Source organism: Sphingomonas sp. Leaf30 (assembly GCF_001422525.1).
Taxonomy (GTDB): Bacteria; Pseudomonadota; Alphaproteobacteria; order Sphingomonadales; family Sphingomonadaceae; genus Sphingomonas; species Sphingomonas aerolata.
In genome coordinates, this window is record NZ_LMKZ01000016.1 from 257,697 (window position 1) to 278,286 (window position 20,590).

At 65.4% G+C, this 20,590-nt stretch carries 14 protein-coding genes; 11 read left to right on the forward strand and 3 right to left on the reverse strand.

Annotation, left to right across the window (positions count from 1 at the left end):
• Together ASE89_RS21255 and cobA are read left to right on the forward strand one after the other, a co-directional pair.
• On the forward strand, nt 1-1,678 hold a 1,678-nt coding region (locus ASE89_RS21255; RefSeq protein WP_236701773.1), incomplete at its 5' end, for a molybdopterin dinucleotide binding domain-containing protein.
• A complete protein-coding gene (cobA, locus tag ASE89_RS12970) occupies nt 1,668-2,510 on the forward strand; it encodes a uroporphyrinogen-III C-methyltransferase (RefSeq protein WP_082451490.1) in 843 nt (280 codons plus the stop codon). The genes ASE89_RS21255 and cobA, both read left to right, overlap by 11 nt.
• Here cobA and ASE89_RS12975 read toward each other — a convergent pair.
• A complete protein-coding gene (locus tag ASE89_RS12975; RefSeq protein ID WP_443024349.1) occupies nt 2,455-4,212 on the reverse strand; it encodes a chloride channel protein in 1,758 nt (585 codons plus the stop codon). The genes cobA and ASE89_RS12975 overlap by 56 nt on opposite strands.
• A 76-nt stretch (nt 4,213-4,288) precedes the next feature.
• On the opposite strand from ASE89_RS12975, the gene ASE89_RS12980 reads away from it, so the two are divergent.
• The 5 genes from ASE89_RS12980 (at nt 4,289) to ASE89_RS13000 (ending at nt 10,238) form a co-directional block, all read left to right on the forward strand.
• A complete protein-coding gene (locus ASE89_RS12980) occupies nt 4,289-4,699 on the forward strand; it encodes a MarR family winged helix-turn-helix transcriptional regulator (RefSeq protein WP_056678386.1) in 411 nt (136 codons plus the stop codon).
• Between the two features lie 59 nt (nt 4,700-4,758).
• Nucleotides 4,759-6,420 carry an MFS transporter gene (locus tag ASE89_RS12985; protein ID WP_236701774.1) on the forward strand — a complete coding sequence of 554 codons (1,662 nt, stop codon included), beginning with the start codon at nt 4,759-4,761 and terminating at the stop codon, nt 6,418-6,420.
• 424 nt (nt 6,421-6,844) lie between these two features.
• Nucleotides 6,845-8,956, forward strand: a complete 2,112-nt coding sequence (locus ASE89_RS12990) for a TonB-dependent receptor (protein WP_236701775.1) — start codon at nt 6,845-6,847, stop codon at nt 8,954-8,956.
• Nucleotides 8,956-10,059, forward strand: coding sequence for a PepSY-associated TM helix domain-containing protein (locus tag ASE89_RS12995; RefSeq protein ID WP_056678396.1), 1,104 nt, complete (start codon nt 8,956-8,958; stop codon nt 10,057-10,059). The genes ASE89_RS12990 and ASE89_RS12995 overlap by 1 nt, the downstream gene beginning before the upstream one ends.
• A complete protein-coding gene (locus tag ASE89_RS13000) occupies nt 10,056-10,238 on the forward strand; it encodes a hypothetical protein (protein WP_056678399.1) in 183 nt (60 codons plus the stop codon). Before ASE89_RS12995 ends, ASE89_RS13000 begins: the two co-directional genes overlap by 4 nt.
• 214 nt (nt 10,239-10,452) lie before the next feature.
• Here the strand turns inward: ASE89_RS13000 and ASE89_RS13005 are convergent, their stop codons facing one another.
• Nucleotides 10,453-11,892 carry an MFS transporter gene (locus ASE89_RS13005; RefSeq protein ID WP_236701777.1) on the reverse strand — a complete coding sequence of 480 codons (1,440 nt, stop codon included), beginning with the start codon at nt 11,890-11,892 and terminating at the stop codon, nt 10,453-10,455.
• 1,003 nt (nt 11,893-12,895) lie between these two features.
• Here ASE89_RS13005 and ASE89_RS13010 point away from each other — a divergent pair.
• The 4 genes from ASE89_RS13010 to ASE89_RS13025 all read left to right on the forward strand — a co-directional run bounded on the left by ASE89_RS13010 (nt 12,896) and on the right by ASE89_RS13025 (nt 19,610).
• Nucleotides 12,896-15,634 carry a TonB-dependent receptor plug domain-containing protein gene (locus ASE89_RS13010; RefSeq protein WP_236701778.1) on the forward strand — a complete coding sequence of 913 codons (2,739 nt, stop codon included), beginning with the start codon at nt 12,896-12,898 and terminating at the stop codon, nt 15,632-15,634.
• 29 nt (nt 15,635-15,663) lie between these two features.
• Nucleotides 15,664-16,551, forward strand: a complete 888-nt coding sequence (locus ASE89_RS13015) for a 2-hydroxy-3-oxopropionate reductase (protein WP_056678406.1) — start codon at nt 15,664-15,666, stop codon at nt 16,549-16,551.
• A gap of 25 nt (nt 16,552-16,576) precedes the next feature.
• Entirely contained in the window at nt 16,577-18,745 is a 2,169-nt protein-coding gene (locus tag ASE89_RS13020) for an alpha-amylase family protein (RefSeq protein WP_056678410.1), read from the forward strand.
• Between the two features lie 70 nt (nt 18,746-18,815).
• A complete protein-coding gene (locus ASE89_RS13025) occupies nt 18,816-19,610 on the forward strand; it encodes an FCD domain-containing protein (RefSeq protein ID WP_056678413.1) in 795 nt (264 codons plus the stop codon).
• 138 nt (nt 19,611-19,748) lie between these two features.
• Here ASE89_RS13025 and ASE89_RS13030 read toward each other — a convergent pair whose 3' ends face one another.
• Nucleotides 19,749-20,555, reverse strand: a complete 807-nt coding sequence (locus ASE89_RS13030; RefSeq protein ID WP_156363486.1) for a 2-keto-4-pentenoate hydratase — start codon at nt 20,553-20,555, stop codon at nt 19,749-19,751.
• Between the last annotated feature and the right edge of the window lie 35 nt (nt 20,556-20,590).

Genomic DNA, 20,590 nt, shown 5'->3' on the forward strand with positions numbered 1-20,590 from the left:
CCATCTCGCCACCGGCCGCATCGGCAAGCCGGGTGCCGCCCCCTTCTCGATCACCGGCCAGCCCAACGCGATGGGCGGGCGCGAGGTCGGTGGGCTCGCGTCTTCACTCGCCGCGCACATGGATTTCGCGCCCGAGAACGTCGCGCGTGTCGGCCGGTTCTGGGCCGCGCCAAACATGGCAACCAAGCCGGGGCTAAAGGCGGTCGACCTGTTCCGCGAACTCGGCAACGGCCGGATCAAGGCGTTGTGGGTGATGGCGACCAACCCCGCAGTGTCGATGCCCGACGCCGGTCGCGTGCGCGAGGCGCTGGCCGGTTGCCCGTTCGTCGTCGTGTCCGACGTGATCGAGACGACCGACACTTCGGTCCACGCGCATGTCCGCCTGCCCGCCGCGGGATGGGGCGAGAAGGACGGCACCGTCACCAATTCGGACCGCACGATCAGCCGCCAACGCGCGTTCATGGCGGCGCCCGGCGAGGCCAAGCCCGACTGGTGGATCGTCTCCGAAGTCGGTCGGCGGATGGGCTGGAAGACCGCATTCTCCTACGATCGTCCTGCCGAGATCTGGCGCGAGCATTGCCGGCTGTCCGGGTATGAGAACGACGGCACACGGCTGTTCGCGCTGCCCGGCCATGCGGCCAAGGGCAATGCGGACTATGACGCGATGGCCCCGTTCCGCTGGGGCGGCACGCCGTTCGCCGATGGCCGTTTCTCGACGCCGGACGGGCGCGCGCGCCTTGTTCCGGTCGTGCAGAAGCCGGTTGCCGCGCCGCTCGTAAAATGGCCGATGACGCTCAACACCGGGCGATACCGCGACCAGTGGCACACCATGACGCGCACCGGTCTGTCGCCCAAGCTCGCGCGCCACCGCGAGGAGCCGCTGGTCGAGATCCACCCCGACGATGCGGCGCGTCTCGGGATCGTCGATGGTGGGCTGGCACGCGTGACGACGCCGCAGGGCGACACGCTGTTCCGCGCAAGCGTCGTCGCGACGCAGCGGGTCGGCGAGCTGTTCGTCCCGATCCACTGGACCGACCACACCGCGACCGGCGGCCGCGCCGGGCTGCTGCCTCGCCCGCTTGCCGATCCGATATCGGGCCAGCCGGGGTTCAAATCGACCCCTGTCCGGATCGAATCCGTCGCGACCAAGTGGCGCGGCTTTGTCGTCGTCTGCGGTGAACTGGAGAGCCGCCCCGACTGCCTGTGGGCGACGCGCGTTGCGGTGCCGTGCGGAACGGCATGGGACATGGCGGGCAACGGCGACGCCGCTGCGCTCGACGCGCTTTTGCCGAAGGGCCAGCGGATCGAAGCGGTCGATGCCGCGCGGGGCTCACGCCGGATCGCGATCCTCGACAGCGGCAGGCTGGCCGGCGTCCTGTTTGTCACCCGAGACGGCACGCTCCCGCCCCGCGACTGGCTCGTCGCGCAACTGAGCGAGGGCGTCGCCGCGCCCACCCTGCTCGCCGGCCGCGCGCCGGGCCCTCAGGTCGACCGTGGCCCGATCGTCTGCGCGTGCTTCGACGTCAGGCTCAAGACCATCCTCGCCGCGATCGCCGACCAGCATCTCGCCGACGTCCCTGCGATCGGGGCCGCACTGAAAGCCGGCACCAATTGCGGATCGTGCCGCCCTGCCCTCGCCAAACTCCTCGTCACGCAAGGATCAACCAATGTCGCATGATTTCCCCGCCGGTTCGGTCTGGCTGGTCGGTGCGGGCCCCGGCGATCCCGACCTTCTCACGCGCAAAGCCGAGCGCTTGCTCGCGGCGGCCGACATCGTCTTCCACGACGCACTGGTCGGGCCGGGCGTGCTCGCGCTCATTCCAGACGGGACCGAGATGGTCAGCGTCGGCAAAAGATCGGGCCGGCATTCGAAGGACCAGGTCTCGATCAACGTCCTGCTCGCCAGGGCAGCACTCGCGGGCAAGCGCGTCGTCAGGCTCAAGGGCGGCGACCCGTCGATCTTCGGCCGCTTGACCGAAGAACTCGACCACCTCGAGGCCAACGGCGTCACTGTACGCATCTGTCCCGGCATCACAGCCGCGAGCGCCGCCGCAGCCTCGGGTGGCGCGTCGCTGACGTTACGCGGTCTCGCGCGGAAGCTCACCTTCCTCACTGCGCACGCCCGCGCCGGCGAAGCGCTGGATCTCGACTGGACCGCGCTCGCCGCGCCCGATGCGACGCTCGCCGTCTATATGGGCCGCGCCGCCGCCGGCGAAGTCTCGCGCAAGCTGATCGCCGCCGGCCGTGCGCCCGACACGCCGGTGATGGTCGCGGTCAACGTTTCGCTCCCCAACGAACGCATTCTCCGCGGGCGGTTAACTGCGCTCGCGTTCCTCGTCGAGACGATCAGCGACAACGATCCGTCCCTGTTGCTGATCGGCGAAGCGGTCGCGGTATCATCGGTAGCATGCGGTGCAAACGACGGCGCAGACGCGCAACTTGGGGTTAAGACCGTTAGCGCGAACCGGCCCGTCCGGTTTCCGATTGACGCTGCGTGCGGCGAGCCTTGAGCAGATCCTGACGCGAGAGGATGCCGACGACCTGGCGCGTATCGCGCGCGACGATCGGCACGCGTCCAATGCCGGATTCAACCATCATGTCGGCCACGACTCCGATCGGCGTATCGGGATATGCGACGAGCAGCGATGCATCCGACAAAGTTTCGGTCAGCGAAATGTCGGTACCCGGGTGGATCGTCTGCCAGCGTAGCGCGTCCGTCCGCGACACCAGCCCAAGCACCTTGCCCGCATCGTCGATCACCGGATAGCTCCGATGCTCGGCGCGATCCGCGAAGAAGGTCGCCGCGTCTGCGGTCGTCATCGAACCCGGCAGCGTCGCGGGCGCGCGTGACATCAACTGGTCCGCCTGCATCAGGTCGAGCGGATCGACGCTATATTCCTGGAGGATATGCCGGCCGCGACGCGCGATCTTCTCGGTCAGGATCGACCGCCGCATCAGCAAGACGCTGACCGCATAGGCCGCCGCCGCCGCGGCGATGGTGAGCGGCAAGGCATCGAAATGCCGCGTCAGTTCGGCTGCGAACAGCGCCCCGGTGATCGGCGCGCGCATCGCCCCGCTCATGATCCCGGCCATGCCGATCATCGCCCAGAACCCGGGACCGCCGGGCAGGACCTGGCCGATCAGCGCCCCCGCGGCACCACCCAGGATCAGCAACGGCGCGAGGATGCCGCCCGACGTGCCCGATCCGAGGGCGACCAGCCACACGATCGCCTTCACGACCAGAAGCGCGAGGATGACGCGCACCGCGAGAGATCCGTCGAGCAACGCCTGGATATTCGGATAGCCCGCCCCCAGGACATGCGCGTCGACCAGTCCGCCCAGCCCGACTACGACCCCGCCGATCGCGGGCCACCACATCCAGTGCACCGGCAGGCGGTGGAACGCGTCCTCCACCGCATACAACGCGACCGACAGCGCTGCCGCCAGCACGCCGGTGGCGACGCCGACTGCCGCGGCCATCGCGATCGGCCAGCCGCCGGACGGGGTCACGCCGGCGAACGGGAACATCGCGCCGCTGTCGAGCAGCAACGGCCGCCACGCGAACGCGATCAGCACGGCGACCACGACGGGCACGAAACTGCGCGGCTTCCATTCGAACAGCAGCACCTCGACCGCCAGCAGGATCGCGGCGAGCGGCGTCCCGAAGATCGCGGTCATGCCCGCAGCCGCGCCCGCGACGAGCAGCGTCTTGCGCTCGGCCGCACTCATGGAAAAGCGTTGCGCGAACAGCGATCCGATCGCCCCGCCGGTCATGATGATCGGCCCTTCCGCGCCGAACGGCCCGCCGCTGCCGATCGAGACCGCCGCCGACAGCGGTTTCAACAGCGCGACCTTCGGCGACATCCGGCTTTCGCCGAACAGGATTGTCTCGATCGCCTCGGGTATGCCATGCCCGCGGATCTTGTCGGAACCATAGCGCGCCATCACGCCGATGATGAGACCGCCGATAACGGGAATGGCGACCATCCAGGGCCCGACGAGCGTGTCGACGATCGCCACCGACTGTGCAGACACGCGACCGAACCAGAAGAGATTGGTCGCGAGCGCGATCAGTTTGATGAGCACCCATGCCGCAAGCGCACCGCCGGTCCCGACGACGATCGCCATCGCTGCCAGCATCAGCATCCGCCGGTCGGCGCTATGGTCCGCGAGCCGGTGGTTTTCGGTTGCCCGTGTCGCTGCGATCATGATGAGAGTCTTTTGCCTCCAGGGAAGGTACACTATTTATATCGTATTACGATATAGTTCAACCACGGGCTGACTTGCGATGAGCGATACGGACACACTGAAAGATTCCGATTATCTGGCGCTGGCGGATTTTCGTCATGCGCTGCGGCTGTTCACGACGTTCAGCGAGACCGCGGCGGCCGCGGCCGGGCTGGCGCCGCAACAGCATCAGGCGCTGCTTGCGATCCGGGCGGCACCGGTCGACGACGTCACGATCGGCTATGTCGCGACGCGGCTCGTCCTCAAGCCCCACAGCGCCTCGGGGCTCATCGATCGTCTGGAGGCGTCGAATCTCGTCGTTCGCTATCATTCCGACGGCGATAAGCGCCGCTCGCTGCTGCGGTTGACGCCCGAGGGCGAGACGATGCTCGCGGGCCTGTCGTCGGTCCATCGCGACGAGATCGCCCGTCTCCGGCCGATGCTCACGGAGATGCTGGATCAGTTCGGGTAAGGCATGCGTCCGGACCAGACTGGAAACATCTGTCGCGATACGATCTAAAATGGCAAGGCATGCATACGCGTATCGGTAGTCGTTGCGCCAAAGACCGCAGCGATGAACTCGGCGGGAAAATCAGGGGGATGCAAACGATGTCGACCGGTAGGCCGGGCCTGTGGGCCTTCGTGCTCGGCTGTATCGCGGTGACGATCGGGGTCGCCCTGCATCTGCCGATGTTCCTGATGGCCCGAAGCATGGGCTACCGAATGGCTGGGATGCCGATGGACGTCGGGATGCTGGCCGGCATGGCGCTGATCGTCGGTGGGACCGTGCTCGCCGCCTACGGATTGCTGCCGGGCGATGCGATGCGATTGCGGCGACGACTGACGCATATGACGGTCACCGGGCTGCAGGATGCGCCACTGCGCGCGTCGCACTGGGTCATGATGGGCGCCTTGATCGTCGCTCTGGTGATCGATGTCATGAAGCCCGCCGCGCTTGGCTTCACTCTTTCGGGGATGACCAGCGAATACGGCGTGTCGCGTGCGACCGCCTCGCTGGTGCCGTTCGCAGCGCTGTCGGGAACCGTCGCGGGATCGATATTGTGGGGCTTCGTCGCGGACATATACGGGCGCAAGGCATCCATCCTGCTCTCGGCGGTGATGTTCGTTGGCACGTCGATCTGCGGCGCGATGCCGAGCCTCGCCTGGAACATCGGAATGTGTTTCATGATGGGCGCGGCGGCGGGCGGAATGCTGCCGGTCACCTATGCGCTTCTCGCCGAGATGATGCCGAACCGACACCGCGGCTGGAGCCTCGTGCTCATCGGCGGCCTAGGCGCGGCGGGCGGCTATTTCGCGGCCAGCGGTCTTTCGGCGCTGCTCCAGCCGATCTTCGGCTGGCGCATCCTGTGGCTGGCCAATCTGCCGACCGGGCTGCTGCTGATCCTTCTCGGCCGGCTAATACCGGAATCGCCACGTTTTTTGGTCGTCCAAGGACGCACGCACGAGGCGGAGATGGTACTCGCGCGCTTTGGTGGTGGGCGGGTGACGAGGCAGGACGCAGTTTTCGAGGATGCTGTTAGCATTGCGCCACTGCCGACCTTGCGCAACGCCGGGGCCCTCGTCGCGTTCAGCATTGCCGCGCTAGCCTGGGGCTGCGCGAATTTCGGCCTATTGCTCTGGCTGCCCGCCGACCTGGTCGCTCGCGGGTATAGCGTCGGCGTGGCCAGCGGCCTGCTCGCCAAGGCATCGCTGATCGCGGTGCCCACAATCTTTGTCGCGGCGCTGCTCTACAGCCGCTGGAGCAGCAAGGGTGCGCTTCTCGCAGCCCTCTCGATGCTCGTCTTGGGACTCGTCGGGGTATTATGGGTCGAGCGCCAGTCCGGCATCGTTAGCCCCGTACTGCCGGTCGCCGCACTGATCGTCGGCGTGAACGCCATCATCGCCATCTTGTTGCCCTACGTCGCCGAGAGTTTCCCGGCGCGCATACGGGGGCGCGCCACGGGATGGGTCGCGGCGTGTTCCAAAGCTGGTGGCCTGGGTGCGCAAGGGTTGGCAATTGCGGGCGCGGTCCCGCCGCTGGCGACAGTAGCGGGGTTGATCCTGGTACCGACGGCCGCCTCTTTCGTGCTCGTGGCTTGGCTGGGTCGCGAAACGAAAGGACGGGACGTCGACGTCGTTCAGCAGACGATCGGGGCGTACGAACCGTTGCGCAAAGACAACGATAGTGACTGATGATCCCCACGTTTGACCGACGGGTTATTCGCACTTGGCAGGCGTTAGAAGCTCAACTTCTTATGCGGCCCTGATCTCGCCAACAGCATCTACGAACTGCCAGCCCTACCGCCAATCCGGCTTCGGAGACCCACAATCGGTCACTCGACAGCGTTGTGCAGCTTCTCAGGTTCGGTCGTTTATTCATCGCCGCCCAACAACGTTGGTTGCGCTGCGACGTACGTGCCCACCTACCAATTCGGACCAGCCGGGGGCAAGCGCTTGGTTCCAACAAAGTATCTTCCCAACAACGAGCGTATTGCGAACGCAACGCAATAGCCTATGAGCGTGCCGTCAAGTGGGGGTGACGGTGATGAAATTTGCGTGGACCATTTCTACGGTTGCAATCGCTTCGATCGCGACGGTGTCGCATGCGCAGGAGCGCGTGCAGACGCCTCCGACAGACGAGGAGATCGTGGTCACCGCGCAGCAGCAGCGGCCGCAGGTGACGAGCGAGGGCTCGCTTGGAGCGCTTGGCGACCGTTCCGCGCTCGAGACGCCGTTCAACGTCCGCAACTACACCGCGCAGCTGATTCTCGATCAGCAGGCGGAGACGCTGGGCGAGGTGCTGGAGAACGATCCCTCGGTCCGCATCACGCAGGGGTTCGGCAATCAGTCGGAGCTGTTCGTGATCCGCGGCTTCCCGCTGGCCGGCGACGACGTCGCGCTCGACGGCCTCTACGGGATCACCCCGCGCCAACTGGTCTCTCCCGAACTCTACGATCGGGTCCAGGTGTTGAACGGCTCCAGCGCCTTCCTCTTCGGCGCGGCGCCGGGCGGATCGGGACTGGGCGGGGGCATCAACCTAATCCCGAAGCGCGCCGAGAAGACACTGATGCGCGCGACCGCCAGCTACGCGGGCGACCACCTATTCGGCGGAGCGATCGACCTCGGCACGCGCTTCGGCGCAGGCGACGCCTTCGGCTTCCGGGTCAACGGCGTCTACCGCGACGGGGACACGGCGGTGGACGACGAGCGCCGCAGCGTCCGCGTCGTCGGGGCCGACCTCGACTTCCGCTCCGGGCCGGGACGCTTCTTCCTGGACTTCGGCTACGAGGACCAGCGCGTCTATTCGCCCCGGCCGCAGGTGCGGCTCGCCAACACCGGTCTCGCGATCCCGCGAGTGCCCGGAGCGGATGCCAACTACGCGCAGCCGTGGGCGTTCACCAAGCTGCGCGACGTCTACGTTCTCGCCCGTGCCGAAGTCGACGTGGCCCCCGACTGGACGGTCTATCTCGCCGGCGGCCTGCGCGATGGCCGTGAGGACGGCGACTACGCAACTCCGACCGTCACCAACTCTGCGACCGGTGCCGCCACCCAGGCAAGACTGTTCGTCCCGCGCGAGGACAACAACGAGAGCGGCCAGCTGGGAGTACGCGGCAAGTTCGCGCTCGGCGGTACGACGCACGCGATCAGCGTCGGCGGCACGCTCGTGCTTGCCGAGAACCGCAACGCCTTCGCATCGGGCGGCTATCGTACGGCGACCGGCGGCTTCGCGACGACCACCTCGACAAACATCTACGCGCCCGTCGCAGTGCCGCAGCCGGCCAACCTGCCGGGTACAGGTACCGGCGGCAATCTCTCGGATCCACCGCGCGTCTCCAACACGGAGTTCGGCAGCCTCTTCGCCTCCGACACGGTCGGCCTGTTCGACGATCGGGTGCTGGTCACGGGCGGGGTCCGCCAGCAGAAGCTGACCGTCGAGGGCTTCAACCGCGCCACCTTCGCTCGGGCGACCCGCTACGACCGGTCGGCGACCACCCCCGTGCTCGGCGTGGTGGTGCGGCCGACCGCGACCTTCTCGCTCTACGGCAACCGGATCGAGGGCCTTGTCCAGGGCTCCACCGCACCCATCAATGGCACCATCCTCAACCCCGGTGAGATCTTCGCGCCCTATCGCACGATGCAGTACGAGGTCGGCGCCAAGTGGGAGATCCGGCGTCTGACCGCGACGCTCGCGCTCTACCGGACGACGCAACCGAACGGCTACAGCATCGCTACACCTATACCGACGCGTCCCACCGCCACGACCTTCGTGGTCGATGGTCGCCAGCGCAACCAGGGCATCGAGCTGGGCTTCAACGGCGAGCCGACCGACTGGCTGCGTGTGATCGGGGGTGGCACGATCACCGACGCCACGCTTCGCCGCACCGCAGGTGGCCTGACGGACGGTAACGACGCGATCGGCGTGCCGGATTATCAGGTGAACCTCGGCCTGGAGGTGGTGCCGCCCTTCCTTCGCGGCGCAACGCTGACCGGGCGCGTCGTGCAAACCGGACGTCAGTATCTCGACGCGACCAACCTCCAGCGGGTGGACGACTGGACGCGCTTCGACCTCGGCTTGCGCTACATCCTGGTCGCGAACGAGCACCCGATCACCCTCCGGGTGAGCGCCGAAAACATCGACAACCGCCGCTATTGGACATCGGCGTTCGGCGGCTATCTGCTTCAGGGCCAGCCGCGAACCGTCAAGGCGTCGATCACGGTCGAGTATTGATGCGTACGGCAACGGTCAGGACATGGTGCTGGGTTCACAAGTGGACGAGTCTGGTCTGCACGCTGTTCCTGCTGATGTTGTGCCTGACCGGCCTGCCGCTGATCTTCCATGACGAGATCGATGCGGCGTTCGACGACCGTCCGCCACTTGCGGCGTTGCCGAAGGATGCACCGACGCTTCCGCTCGACGACTTCGTGCGTACCGCCGTGGCCATGTACCCCGGCGAGCGTCCGTTGTTCATGAGCTTTGACGACGACCGCCCGGTCACCAACGTCACCACGGGGAAGTTGGCGCAGCCTGGACGAGGCGCCCTCCACATCACGGCCATCGATCGCCGCACGGCCAAGCCAGTGGGCGCGTTGGACGAGGATGCCGGCATTATGGCGGTGATCCTGCGCCTCCATGTCGACATGTTCGCCGGGTTGCCGGGCAAGCTCTTCCTCGGCTTCATGGGATTGCTCTTCTGTGCGTCGATCGTGTCTGGGATCGTCGTTTACGCGCCTTTCATGCGCAAACTGGCCTTCGGTGAGGTCCGCACGAACCGTAGCCGCCGCGTCCGCTGGCTCGACCTCCACAACCTGCTCGGCATCGCTACGGCGATGTGGGTCGGCGTGGTCGGGCTGACCGGCGTGGTCAACACACTGTCGGATACGCTGACCGCTGTCTGGCGCGTTGACCAGCTCGCCGCGCTGACCAGGCCCTACCAAGGCCAGCCACCGCTGCCGGTCGCCGCTTGGGGCTCGCTCGACCGAGCCATGCGCACCGCGCGCGCCGCGGCGCCTGGCACCGAGCCGCAGTTCGTGGCGTTCCCGGGTACGCGGTTCAGCAGCGAGCATCACTATGCCGTGTGGTTGAAGGGCGCGACTCCGGCGACGCGGCAGCTGCTCACCCCCGCGCTAGTCGATGCCCGCACCGGTGAATTGACCGCCATGCGGTCGATGCCGTGGTATATGCTAGCGCTTCGCCTATCGCAGCCGCTCCACTTCGGCGATTACGGGGCCATGCCCATGAAGGTGCTCTGGGCGATCTTCGACATGATCGCAATCATAGTACTCGGCAGCGGCGTCTACCTCTGGCTTGGCCGACGAAAGGTACCGGCATGAGACGGGTCGCGGGGACGTTCGGCATTCCGATCCTTCTGGCCATCGCGACGATTGTCGCGTTGATCGTTGGTCTGCTCGGCGACGGTGCTGTGGACGTCGTCGCTTGGCTGGGCCTTGCCGCACCGCTCGTCGCCATAGGTTGGGCACTACGAACCCGACGCCTCGCTGTCCGCTCATGACCCGATGAACACGCCTCAGCTTTCTGACCCACAAACGGACGTTCGAGCTCCCTTCCCTGCCTCCCAATTGCAGCCATTCGTTAATCTGGTTGAACGGCAGCTAAGTAGGCCCAAATCAGGGACCGGCGCAGCGGGTCAGGATAGCAGACAGTGCGCTTTCAAAGAGGGAGGTGCCGATAGGCGACGCTCCGCACGGCCTATGTTCTGCCGGCAGCTAAGCCGCCGCTTCTAGCTCCCGTAAGCTGCGGCCGCGCGTCTCTCTACCTAAGCGTCCGATCAGTACCGCTGACAGCGTCATTGGTATGATCAGCGCAACTGCCGCGCCCCCCATCGTCGGGATCAGCCCAGCGAAGGCTCCTAGCTGGACAGCAACGCCACCAAATTTGCTACTGCCCGCGATAAGCCCGGTGGCACGTCCACGGACGCGCAATGCGTAGTTTTCGGCTGCGTAGGGAAGCAGCACGGCGATCAATCCGTTTGTGCCAACCACCAGCAGCGCGATCACAGCGATCAGCAGTGGTGGCCAAGCCAGCGTAGGCGCCGGCAGTAGGGCTCCAGCAAGCCCGGCAAGTGTGAGAAGCACAGTGCCGATCAGGGTGCGCTTGCTGCTCCACCGGCTGTAAAGGAAGGCCGCGATCATGATCGTGGGCAGGGCAACGAGTGCTGAGCTGGCGATGATGCCGCTCGCAATCTCAGCACTAAAGCCTCGATCCTGGAGATCGGAAGGCAGCCATAGCAGCAAGCCGAAGTTGACGAAGCTCCAAGACAGGGCCGTGATCACCAGGGCGATGGTCAACTCGCGGTGGTGAGCCGCTGCGCTGCCAGCGTCCGCTGGCGCTGCTTGTGGAGCACGCCTGACGATGCCGAACTTGCGAGCCATGTCAGCCAGCTCCGCGTCCATGCCACGTTCCATCAGAAAGCGCGGGGATTCCGGAATCCACCTTGCCATCGCAAGCAGCAACAAACCGGTGGGAAAGCCCTGCAGCCACAAGCTACGCCAGCCGAACAGAGGCTCGAACAGATGCGCGGCACCGCTAGCTGCCAGGTAGCCGCCGACCAGTCCCGTACCGCCAACCGGCACAAGGACCCAACTTCTGTACCGCGGAGGCATGATCTCAGCCAACAGCGTGTAGACGACAGGCAGCATGCCGCCAGCCGAGCACCCCATCAGAAAGCACATGACTAGGTTCCAGCTGTAGGAAGGCATAGCTCCGCAGATGGAGGTCGAGACGAACAGGATCGTGGACAACAGGATCGACACACGCCGACCGTAAACGTCCGCAAGCCACCCCCACAGGAAGGAGCCGACCGTGGTTCCGGTTAGGGCAACGAACGGCAGCAGAGCAACGGTAGACTTTGCAAGACCGTACTCCCCACGCATACCGGGAAGCACAAAGCCAAGCGTTGCTGGCTTCATCGTGTCGATAATCAGGCCGAGGGTAAGCACCAGCAGAACGGCCGCATGCGAGCGCGTCAGAGGGGTATCATCGGGCGCTTCAAATGCGGCGCCAGCGCCTGCCCTGTGATCAGGCCGTTTCTTGGGTAAAGCGCCAAATATAGCAGCCGGCACGCCGATGCCGATCAGCGCCATGCCCATGTACATCCATCCGTCCATAGGCATACCCGACAGGTGATTGCCCATCGTATGGGCCATCGCGAGCATCGGTAAGTGAAGGGCAACCCCAACGCTGATTGCCGCACAGCCTGTCCAGAAGAGCGGCCAGCGCTCTCCGACAACCGAGTTTCCGCGGCTTCTTCTGCCGTTCGCCATCCATTCACCCCCACCAGTAGCGATGGCATACGCCGCACGGTTCGCCTGCTGCAAGCCGAGCACCCGCTGCCGGGGCACTGATCCGGCTGATGGCCTGCCGAATGGCGGCTTTCGAGCGCACGGATCGCCAAACCTGAGCGTCCGGCTCACGGTGCAATTGCCGGACCCTTCGACTTACGAGACCCATAACCGGACGTTCAGCCTGCCCTTACCGCTTCCGAAGTTCGGACATTCGCCCAGGTCAGAAGCTCAACGTTGTCTAAGGGTCAGCGAGACTGATCGCACCGGAACGCCGGCACGTATGCAAACAGGCTGGGCAAGCCGCCGGTCATGACGAACAACACCGGTTCCTCATTGCATCACGAATTGTTTCGGATGGCTGTGATGAGACCTGCAAAAGCCTTTTCGCTATAGCCCGGATCGAGCACGCAGCCCTTCCGACCGGGCAACCAGCTACACTACCTAGAACATTGCGCTGGACGCTGCTGTCTACACAACGGCGATCACAGACGTCGGTACCAGCGCCGCCAAGCAAGCGGTCATTTCGACAATTCCACGCCCTGACTCTCGCCTAGTGCCACCCATCTCAACAACGGCGATCCCGATCGCTGCGGCTCAGGGCCATCATCCAAAGGAAGCTGGCGGTCTTGAAGCGGAATAACGTCGCGGGCGACCAACCTACCGGAACGCCGGGGCGTGCTGAAGCAGACGCGCGGCCTTGAACTTGGGTAATAATAATATTCCGTTGCCATGCTTGGTAATATAATTTATCCATAACCCACAATCGAAAGGTGCTCAGAGCATCACGGGGAGAGGAAAATTGGACACCAAGGCTCGCCTGACGTCTTTTGTGATCGGCGTCAGCGCCATTGCACTGTGTCAACCGGTGGATGCGCAAGCTCAGGTCAACGCACCTGCACCTGCAACCACACAAGCCCAAACCGAAGTCAATTCGCCCGCTGTCGCTACCTTGCCTGTCGACGGGACGGAGAGGACGCCGGTCGAAGACATCATCGTCACTGGCAGCCGCATTCCACGATCAACATTCCAGACGCCCACCCCAATCACGACCTTCACGGAGAAGCAACTCGAGCAGAAAGCGGCGACCAACGTGGTCGATCTCCTGCGCGACGTGCCGGCTCTACGTCCCAACCGTAATAACGGCAGCGGTCGCAACCTCGGTCTCGCGACGTTCAACATGCGCGCTCTCGGCTCCACCCGCACGCTGTTGCTGATCGACGGGCAACGCGTGCTCGACAGCAGCCCGATCGCGAACGGGTTCGACATAAACATCATCCCTGCGCCGCTCGTGTCGCAGTTGGATATCGTGACGTCGGGCGCCTCGTCGGTCTATGGGTCGGATGCGATCACCGGCGTCGTCAACGTCGTCCTCAACGACAAGATCGTCGGTGGCAAGATCGACGGCCAGTTTAACATCTCGACCTATGGCGACCTTCCGCAATATTCGCTGAGCGGCCTCTATGGCGGCAAGTTCGATGACGGCCGGGGCCATTTCGTGGTCGCCGCCTCCTATTTCGAGCAGCCCGACATCGTCTATCAGGGTGCCCGCCCCTGGGGTCGCCGCGGCGTGACGTTCATACCCAACGCCGCCTATACCCCGACAAACGGCGAATTCCGCCAGCTGATCGTGCCGGACGTCCGCTATTCGCAGATGACCGCCGGCGGCGTCATCACCACGCCCGGCGCGCTGCGCAACATCCAGTTTGGCGAGAACGGTGCGCAGAGCCTGTTCCGGCAGGGCACCAATGTCGGCACGGTCTGGATGCAGGGCGGCGACGGGCTGATGCCGCAGCCCGACTTCGCCCCGCTGCAGGTCGCGTCGCGGCAGTTCAGCGGTTTCAGCCGGCTGACCTATGACTTCCCCAACGACATGACCGCGCGCGTCGACGTGCTCGCCGCCAACACGCGCGCGCAGAGCACCGGCAACTACAACACGAACAACGCCGACATCACGATCCGGCGCGACAATGCGTTCCTGCCGACCAACATCCGCGACGCAATGATCGCGAACAATCTGACGACGATCCGAATGGGGCGCTACAATCCCGAACAGGGCCGGAACGAGAATTCGACCAGCAACACCTATTTCAGGATCGGCGCCGGACTGAGCGGGTCGTTCTCGGATACCTGGAAATGGGAGCTGGGCAACAGCTACACCTATGCGCGATCGCTGACGCTCGGCCGCAACAATCGCAACCAGGCAAAATGGGCCTTGGCGCTGGACTCGGTCATCGGACCCAACGGCCAGCCGGTATGCCGGTCCACGCTGACCAACCCGGGCAATGGCTGCGTCCCAGCCAACGTCTTCGGGATCGGCGCGGTGACCTCGGCGGTGAACAAGTATGTGCTCGGCACGTCGCGCCAGGATTCGCGTTCCGACAGCATCATCTTCAACGCCAACACTTCTGGGCAGCTCTTCAACACCTGGGCGGGGCCGGTGAAGGTCGCGGTCGGTGCGGAATATCGGCGCGACACGGTGGACAACAAATCCGACCCGATCTCCGACATCAACGGATGGCGGCAGGGCACGTTCGGCTCCTATTACGGCAGCCTCGAGGTCAACGAGGGTTACGGCGAAATCTCGATACCGCTGGCCCGCGACACCAGCTTCGCGCGCAGCCTCGACGTCGATTTCGCCGGTCGATACGTCGACTACAGCACGGTCGGATCCGCCACGGTGTGGAAGGCCGGGGTGAACTATGCGATCAACGACAGCATCCGCCTGCGCAGCACCTATTCCCGCGATTTCCGCGCGCCGAAGATCAACGATCTGTTTGCGCAGGCCAATATCCGCATCGGCACGGTGACCGATTATTTGACCAACCGAACCGCCAACGTCAATTTCCTGATCGGCGGCAATCCTAATCTGGGGCCGGAGACAGCGTACACCTTCACGGGCGGCATCGTCCTCCAGCCGTCGTTCATTCCCAACCTCCAACTTTCGGCGGACTTCTACGATATCAACCTGCGCGATGCGATCGTCACGCCCGGCCAGCAGGAAGTCGTCGATCGGTGCGGTCGCGGCGAGGACATTTTCTGTACCGGCGTGATCCGCGATGCGTCGGGTGAAATCACGCAGGTCAACGCGAACTCGTTCAACGCGCAGCGGCTCAAGACCCGGGGGATCGATTTCGAGGCCAGCTACCGGTTCGACCTGTTCCAGGGTCAACTGACCACCCGTGCGCTGGCCACCTATGTCGATCGCCTGATCTCGACGACCGCCAGCGGCCAGGTCGATACGGCGGGACAGTTGCAGGGCGGTTTCGCGGTGCCGAAATGGCGCGGCTCGACCACCTTGTCCTACGACAAGGGGCCGCTCAACCTGCGCGTCCTGTTCAACTATATCGGCCCGGGCACCTTCGACAATAATTTCGGTCCGCTCGACCTGAACCGAAACCACTACCCCGCCTATGTCTATACCGACATCTCCGCCCAGTACGACATCACTAAGACCATCCAGGTCTTTGCCAAGGTCGAGAACCTGACCAACACTGCACCGCCCCTGCTGGCGGAGGCAAGCATCACCGTCGCACTGGCCACCCTGTCGCAATATCACGACCTGCGCGGTCGGGTATTTGGTCTTGGCGGACGCCTGCGGTTCTGAAACCGCGCAGCATCGATGAGGACAACAGCATGAAGATCGGATTTGCGGGCGCGGGCATCATGGGCCGGCCGATGGCGGGACACCTTCAGGCGGCAGGCCACGAACTGCTACTGGTCCAGCATCGTTCGCCCCTGCCCGCCGAACTGCTGGCGGCGGGCGCGACCGTCTGCCAGTCCGCCGCCGAACTCGCCGCCGGGGCGGACATCGTCATCCTGATGCTGCCCGATACCGGCGACGTCGAGGCTGCGCTGTTCGAGGCCGACGGCATTGCCGCCGGGCTTCGGCCGGGCGGGTGCGTGATCGACATGAGCTCGATCGATCCGATCGCGACGCGCGGGTTCGCCGCGCGGATCGGGGCGCTCGGCTGCGATTACGTCGACGCCCCCGTATCGGGGGGCGAGGTGGGCGCCAAGGCGGCCAGCCTCACGATCATGTGCGGTGCTACCGACACGGCGTTCGCGCGCGCCGAACCGCTCTTCCAATTGATGGGAAAGAACATCACCCATGTCGGCCCGGTCGGCGCGGGCCAGGTGACCAAGGTCGCCAACCAGATCATCGTCGCGCTCAACATCGAGGCGGTGGCCGAGGCGCTGCTGTTCGCGGCGAAGGCCGGCGTCGATCCGGACAAGGTGCGCAGCGCGCTGATGGGCGGGTTCGCGGCATCGCGCGTTCTGGAGGTGCATGGCCAGCGGATGATCGATCGCACGTTCGCGCCAGGCTTCCGCATCGCACTCCACCAGAAGGACCTCAATCTCGCGCTGAACACCGCGCGGTCGCTCGGAATGGCCTTGCCCAACACGGCCTCGGCACAGCAATTGTTCAGTGCCTGCGTCGCGTGCGGCGGCGCCGACTGGGATCATTCGGCGATAGTGCACGCGCTGGAGGTTCTGGCGGATCACGAGATCGCGAAGGTCTGAGCGCGACGCGTTACGGGAGACGGTGATGGACGGGTTCGACATCAAGGCAGCATCGCGGCGCGGCGTACTGCAGACGCTGTCGCTGGCAGGGCTCGGCATCGCGGCGGGAACGTCCGGCCCGCTGCTAGCGCAGGGGCGGCCCGGTATCGATACCCGGTTCGATCCGAAGAAATGGTGGACGCAGGATTACCGCATCGTCCAGACCAATTTGCGCGAGATTGATATCCGCGAGGATCCACGCACGATCGCGCGCGCGATCCGTCAGTTCGGCGGCAACGTCATCGTCTCCAACATCGGCGGGATCGTCGCCTTCTATCCCACCGCCCTGCCCTATCAGCGCCGCAACCCGTATATGAAGGGCGATTTCGTCGAGGCGATGATTGCCGCGGCGCGAGAGGAGGGACTGGCCTATATCGGCCGCTTCGATCTCTCCAAGGCAATGAAGCCCGTCTATGACGCGCATCCCGACTGGTTCATGCGCAACCGCGACGGCACGCCGCGCGAATTCGCCGGCACGTATCAGGCCTGCCCGAACGGCGCCTGGGCGCTCGATTACAGCCTGCGCATCCTGACCGAGGGACTGACGCGGTACAAACCGGACGGCATCTTCTTCAACATGACCGGCTATCCGCGGACGGATTACGCCAATGTCGATCACGGCATCTGCGTCTGTGACAATTGCCGGCGCGGTTTCCTCGCGATGTACGGCAAGGAATTGCCCACGCGCGAAGGGTTCGCGGACCCGAACTGGCGCGATTACCTGTCGTTCCAGGCGCGCACGTCGGAAGCGCTGCGCCAGCGGATCTCGGCGCACATCAACCAGCTCGCGCCCGGCGTGCCCATCACCCAGCATGACAGCGTTGAGCAGGTCGGCCGCGGCGAGGTGCAGCGGCGGGTCGACCGTGCCGCGCCGGAATGGGCGTATCAGTCGGGCGAGCAATGCCGGTCCGCGCTCGCGCGCAGCCCTGGCAAGCCCTGGTCGTCCACCTCCACCGCGCACGTTGACTATCCGTGGCGTCAAGTGACCGAGAGTGCCGCCTGTCACGTGAACCGGATGGCGCAACAGATGGGCGTCGGCGCGAAGCTCGATCTATACCTGATGGGCACGCTCGCCGGTCAGGACGATCCCACGTATCTACCCCCGGTTTCCCGCCTCTTCAGATGGCGCGCGGCGAACGCCGACAGCTATGCCGGCATGGCGGAGTCGGCGCGCGTCGGGATCTATCAGTCGGGCGCGACCGGTCGGCTGGCCGGGATGACGCCGTACGCAAAATACCAGACCGACGAGTTTCGCGGGCTCTACACGGCGCTGGTCGATGCGCGCATTCCGTTCCGGTTCGTCCGCCAGCCCCGAAATGCTGATGATGCCGCCAAGCTGCATCAGGAGTTCGACGTCATCGTCGCGCCCAACGTCATGGTCGTGTCGGATGCCGAAGCGGGGGCGCTCGATCGGTTCGTGCAGGATGGCGGCGTGCTGGTCACTACCGGCCTGTTTGCCGGGTTCGACGACCGCGGCGACACACGCACTGAGATGCCCCTCGCCTCGTTCCCGCTGGCGCGCTACGCGGCGGCACGGACGATCGCGGGCTGGACGCTCGATCCCGTCGAGAGCGTCTTGAAAACCGCCGGTCGCGTGCCGCTCGACGGACTCTATTTCGGTGGCGCAGCGCGGCGTGACGCGGAGACGCTGATGCGATTTGCCCCTGACCAGCGCTTTGGCCCGCCCGAATTCAGTTATGCCATTCCGGGCGTCGCCGCGCGCACCGATCCGGGCGTGTCGGTGCGCGCGCATGGCAAGGGGCAGACGGTCCACATCCCGTGGTTCATGGGCTGGCACTATTACCGGGACGGCCTGTCCGCGCACCGCGAACTGATCGTCGCGATCATCGCGCGTTACGTGCCCCCGCAGCGCTTTGCCCTGACCGGCGCCGGCCCCGCCGAACTGATGGTCATGCGCCGCGACGACGGCGCCTCGCTCGTCACCGTCGTCAACTATGCCGGGCAGCGCAACGGCACGTACGTATCGCCGCCACCGCTGCACGGCCTAAGTATCGGCGTGCTCGGGTCGCGTGCGGGCGAGGCGCGTGCGCTGGTCGGTGGCCAGACGATCCGCGTGCGTCCTGGCGACGCCGGTCAAAGCTGGTTTGATCTTCCGCCGGTCGGTGCATTCGAAGCGGTGCTGATTCCGGTATGACCGGTGCGGCCCGTACTTTCGGACGGACACGGGGCACGCTATATGATGGCATGATGTCGGATCCCCTTTCATGAATGCACCATCGATCAGGCCGGCAAAGCTCGCGGACGCGATCGCCGAGCACGTCCAGCAGATGATCCTCGAAGGGTCGCTTCGCCCCGGCGAGCGGTTGCTGTCGGAGCGCGAACTGTCCGCCAAACTCGACGTGTCCCGACCGTCGCTGCGCGAGGCGCTCGACAAGCTGATCGCGGTGGGCCTGTTGACTACCAATGCCCAGGGCGTGGCGCATGTCAGCGAGGATATCGGCCGCAGCTTGCGCGATCCGCTCGCGCAACTGATGGACACGCCCGAGGCACGGATCGACTGCCTCGAACTCCGGTCCGAGATCGAGGCCGCCGCCGCTGCCTTTGCCGCTGAGCGCGCATCGGATGTCGACCGCGACGCCATCCGCGCCTGTTTCGAGGCGATGGTCGTCGCACACGAGGCGCAAGACGTTGACGAGATCGCCCGCACCGATGCGGAGTTCCACTTCACGATCTACGAAGCCAGCCATAACCTGATGATGCTGCACTTCATGCGGAGCATCGAAGGCATCCTGCGCTCGAACGTCTATTTGAACCGCAAGAACCTGTACGAGCATCGCCGGCAGAAGGATTCGCAGCTGCACGAGCATCAGGCGATCTACGACGCGATCATGGCACGCGACGTCGCCGGCGCGCGCGAGGCGTCCCGGCTGCACATGACAACCGCGATGCGCACCCAGCGCGAGATCTACGATGCAGAACGTCGCCTGGAGGCCAGCATCCGCCGGCTGGCACGCAGTGACATCGTCGCCCCCCCAAGGTCCCGCGGCCGCGACGCCTGAAGCGGGCATGCGAACGATCCTCCCCCGGCAGGGGGAGGTGGCAGGCGTCAGCCTAAGGGAGGGGACGGTAAGCGACACCCAGCGTTCCGTGTCCGCCCCCCGACGCCTGCGGCGCCACCTCCCCCTTGCGGGGGAGGATCAGGAAGCTACCGCCGGTCGGACGGCGCATGCAACAACGGTGAAGCGGACCATGCCGAGCGGGCCGTAATTCGCTGAATAACGCCCCGGTAACAGCCAGCCTCGATCGCCGATCTTGCCCGTCACGATAAGGTCTCCTGGCCGTGCATCGCGTCCGGTCCTTCGCGCGAGCGTCAGGACAGTATCCAGGCTCCGCCGCTGGCCGCCGAGCGACTCGGCGCTGAGCCCGGACGCGATCGGCTGACCATCGCGCGTCAGCGAAACACGCACACCGTCGAGGTCGACCCTATCGGCATCGCGCATCGCCCCGCGCACGTAGCGCGCCGTCGAGACGTTCGCGGCCACCATGTCAATCGCGTTGTAGTGATCGGGATCGCGGTAGGCGATGTCAGGCAAGTCGATCACCGGCAAAACCATGACGCCTCGGCTGCGGTCTGCCGAGGACGAAGGCAGCAGATAGCCCAGCTTCAGTTCGAACGACGCCTTTCGGTATCCGCACAGCGAAATGGTCGCGCCGTCGTCGGCCCGGCCCGAGCCGAACAAGACGGCCACCAGCGGCTCGGCGACGTTCCGCGCCTTCAGCGACGCGTGCGACATCAGGCCGCCCTTATATCCTGCCACGGTATCGCCTGCCCGGAGGCGGTGGCGGACGTACCGTTGTTGGATGCGGTAAGCGCTGGCGAAATCCGCCGTTGGCCGGCTCGCGGTTATCGGATCGAACGGGGTGGCGGCGTGCTCGGCGGCAATGAAGGGCCCGAGATACGTACTATCGGCCCCGTCAGTCGCGCACCCCGCCAGCGTGGCCACGGTCACCGCCGACGCAAGCAAATGCCATCCGCGCC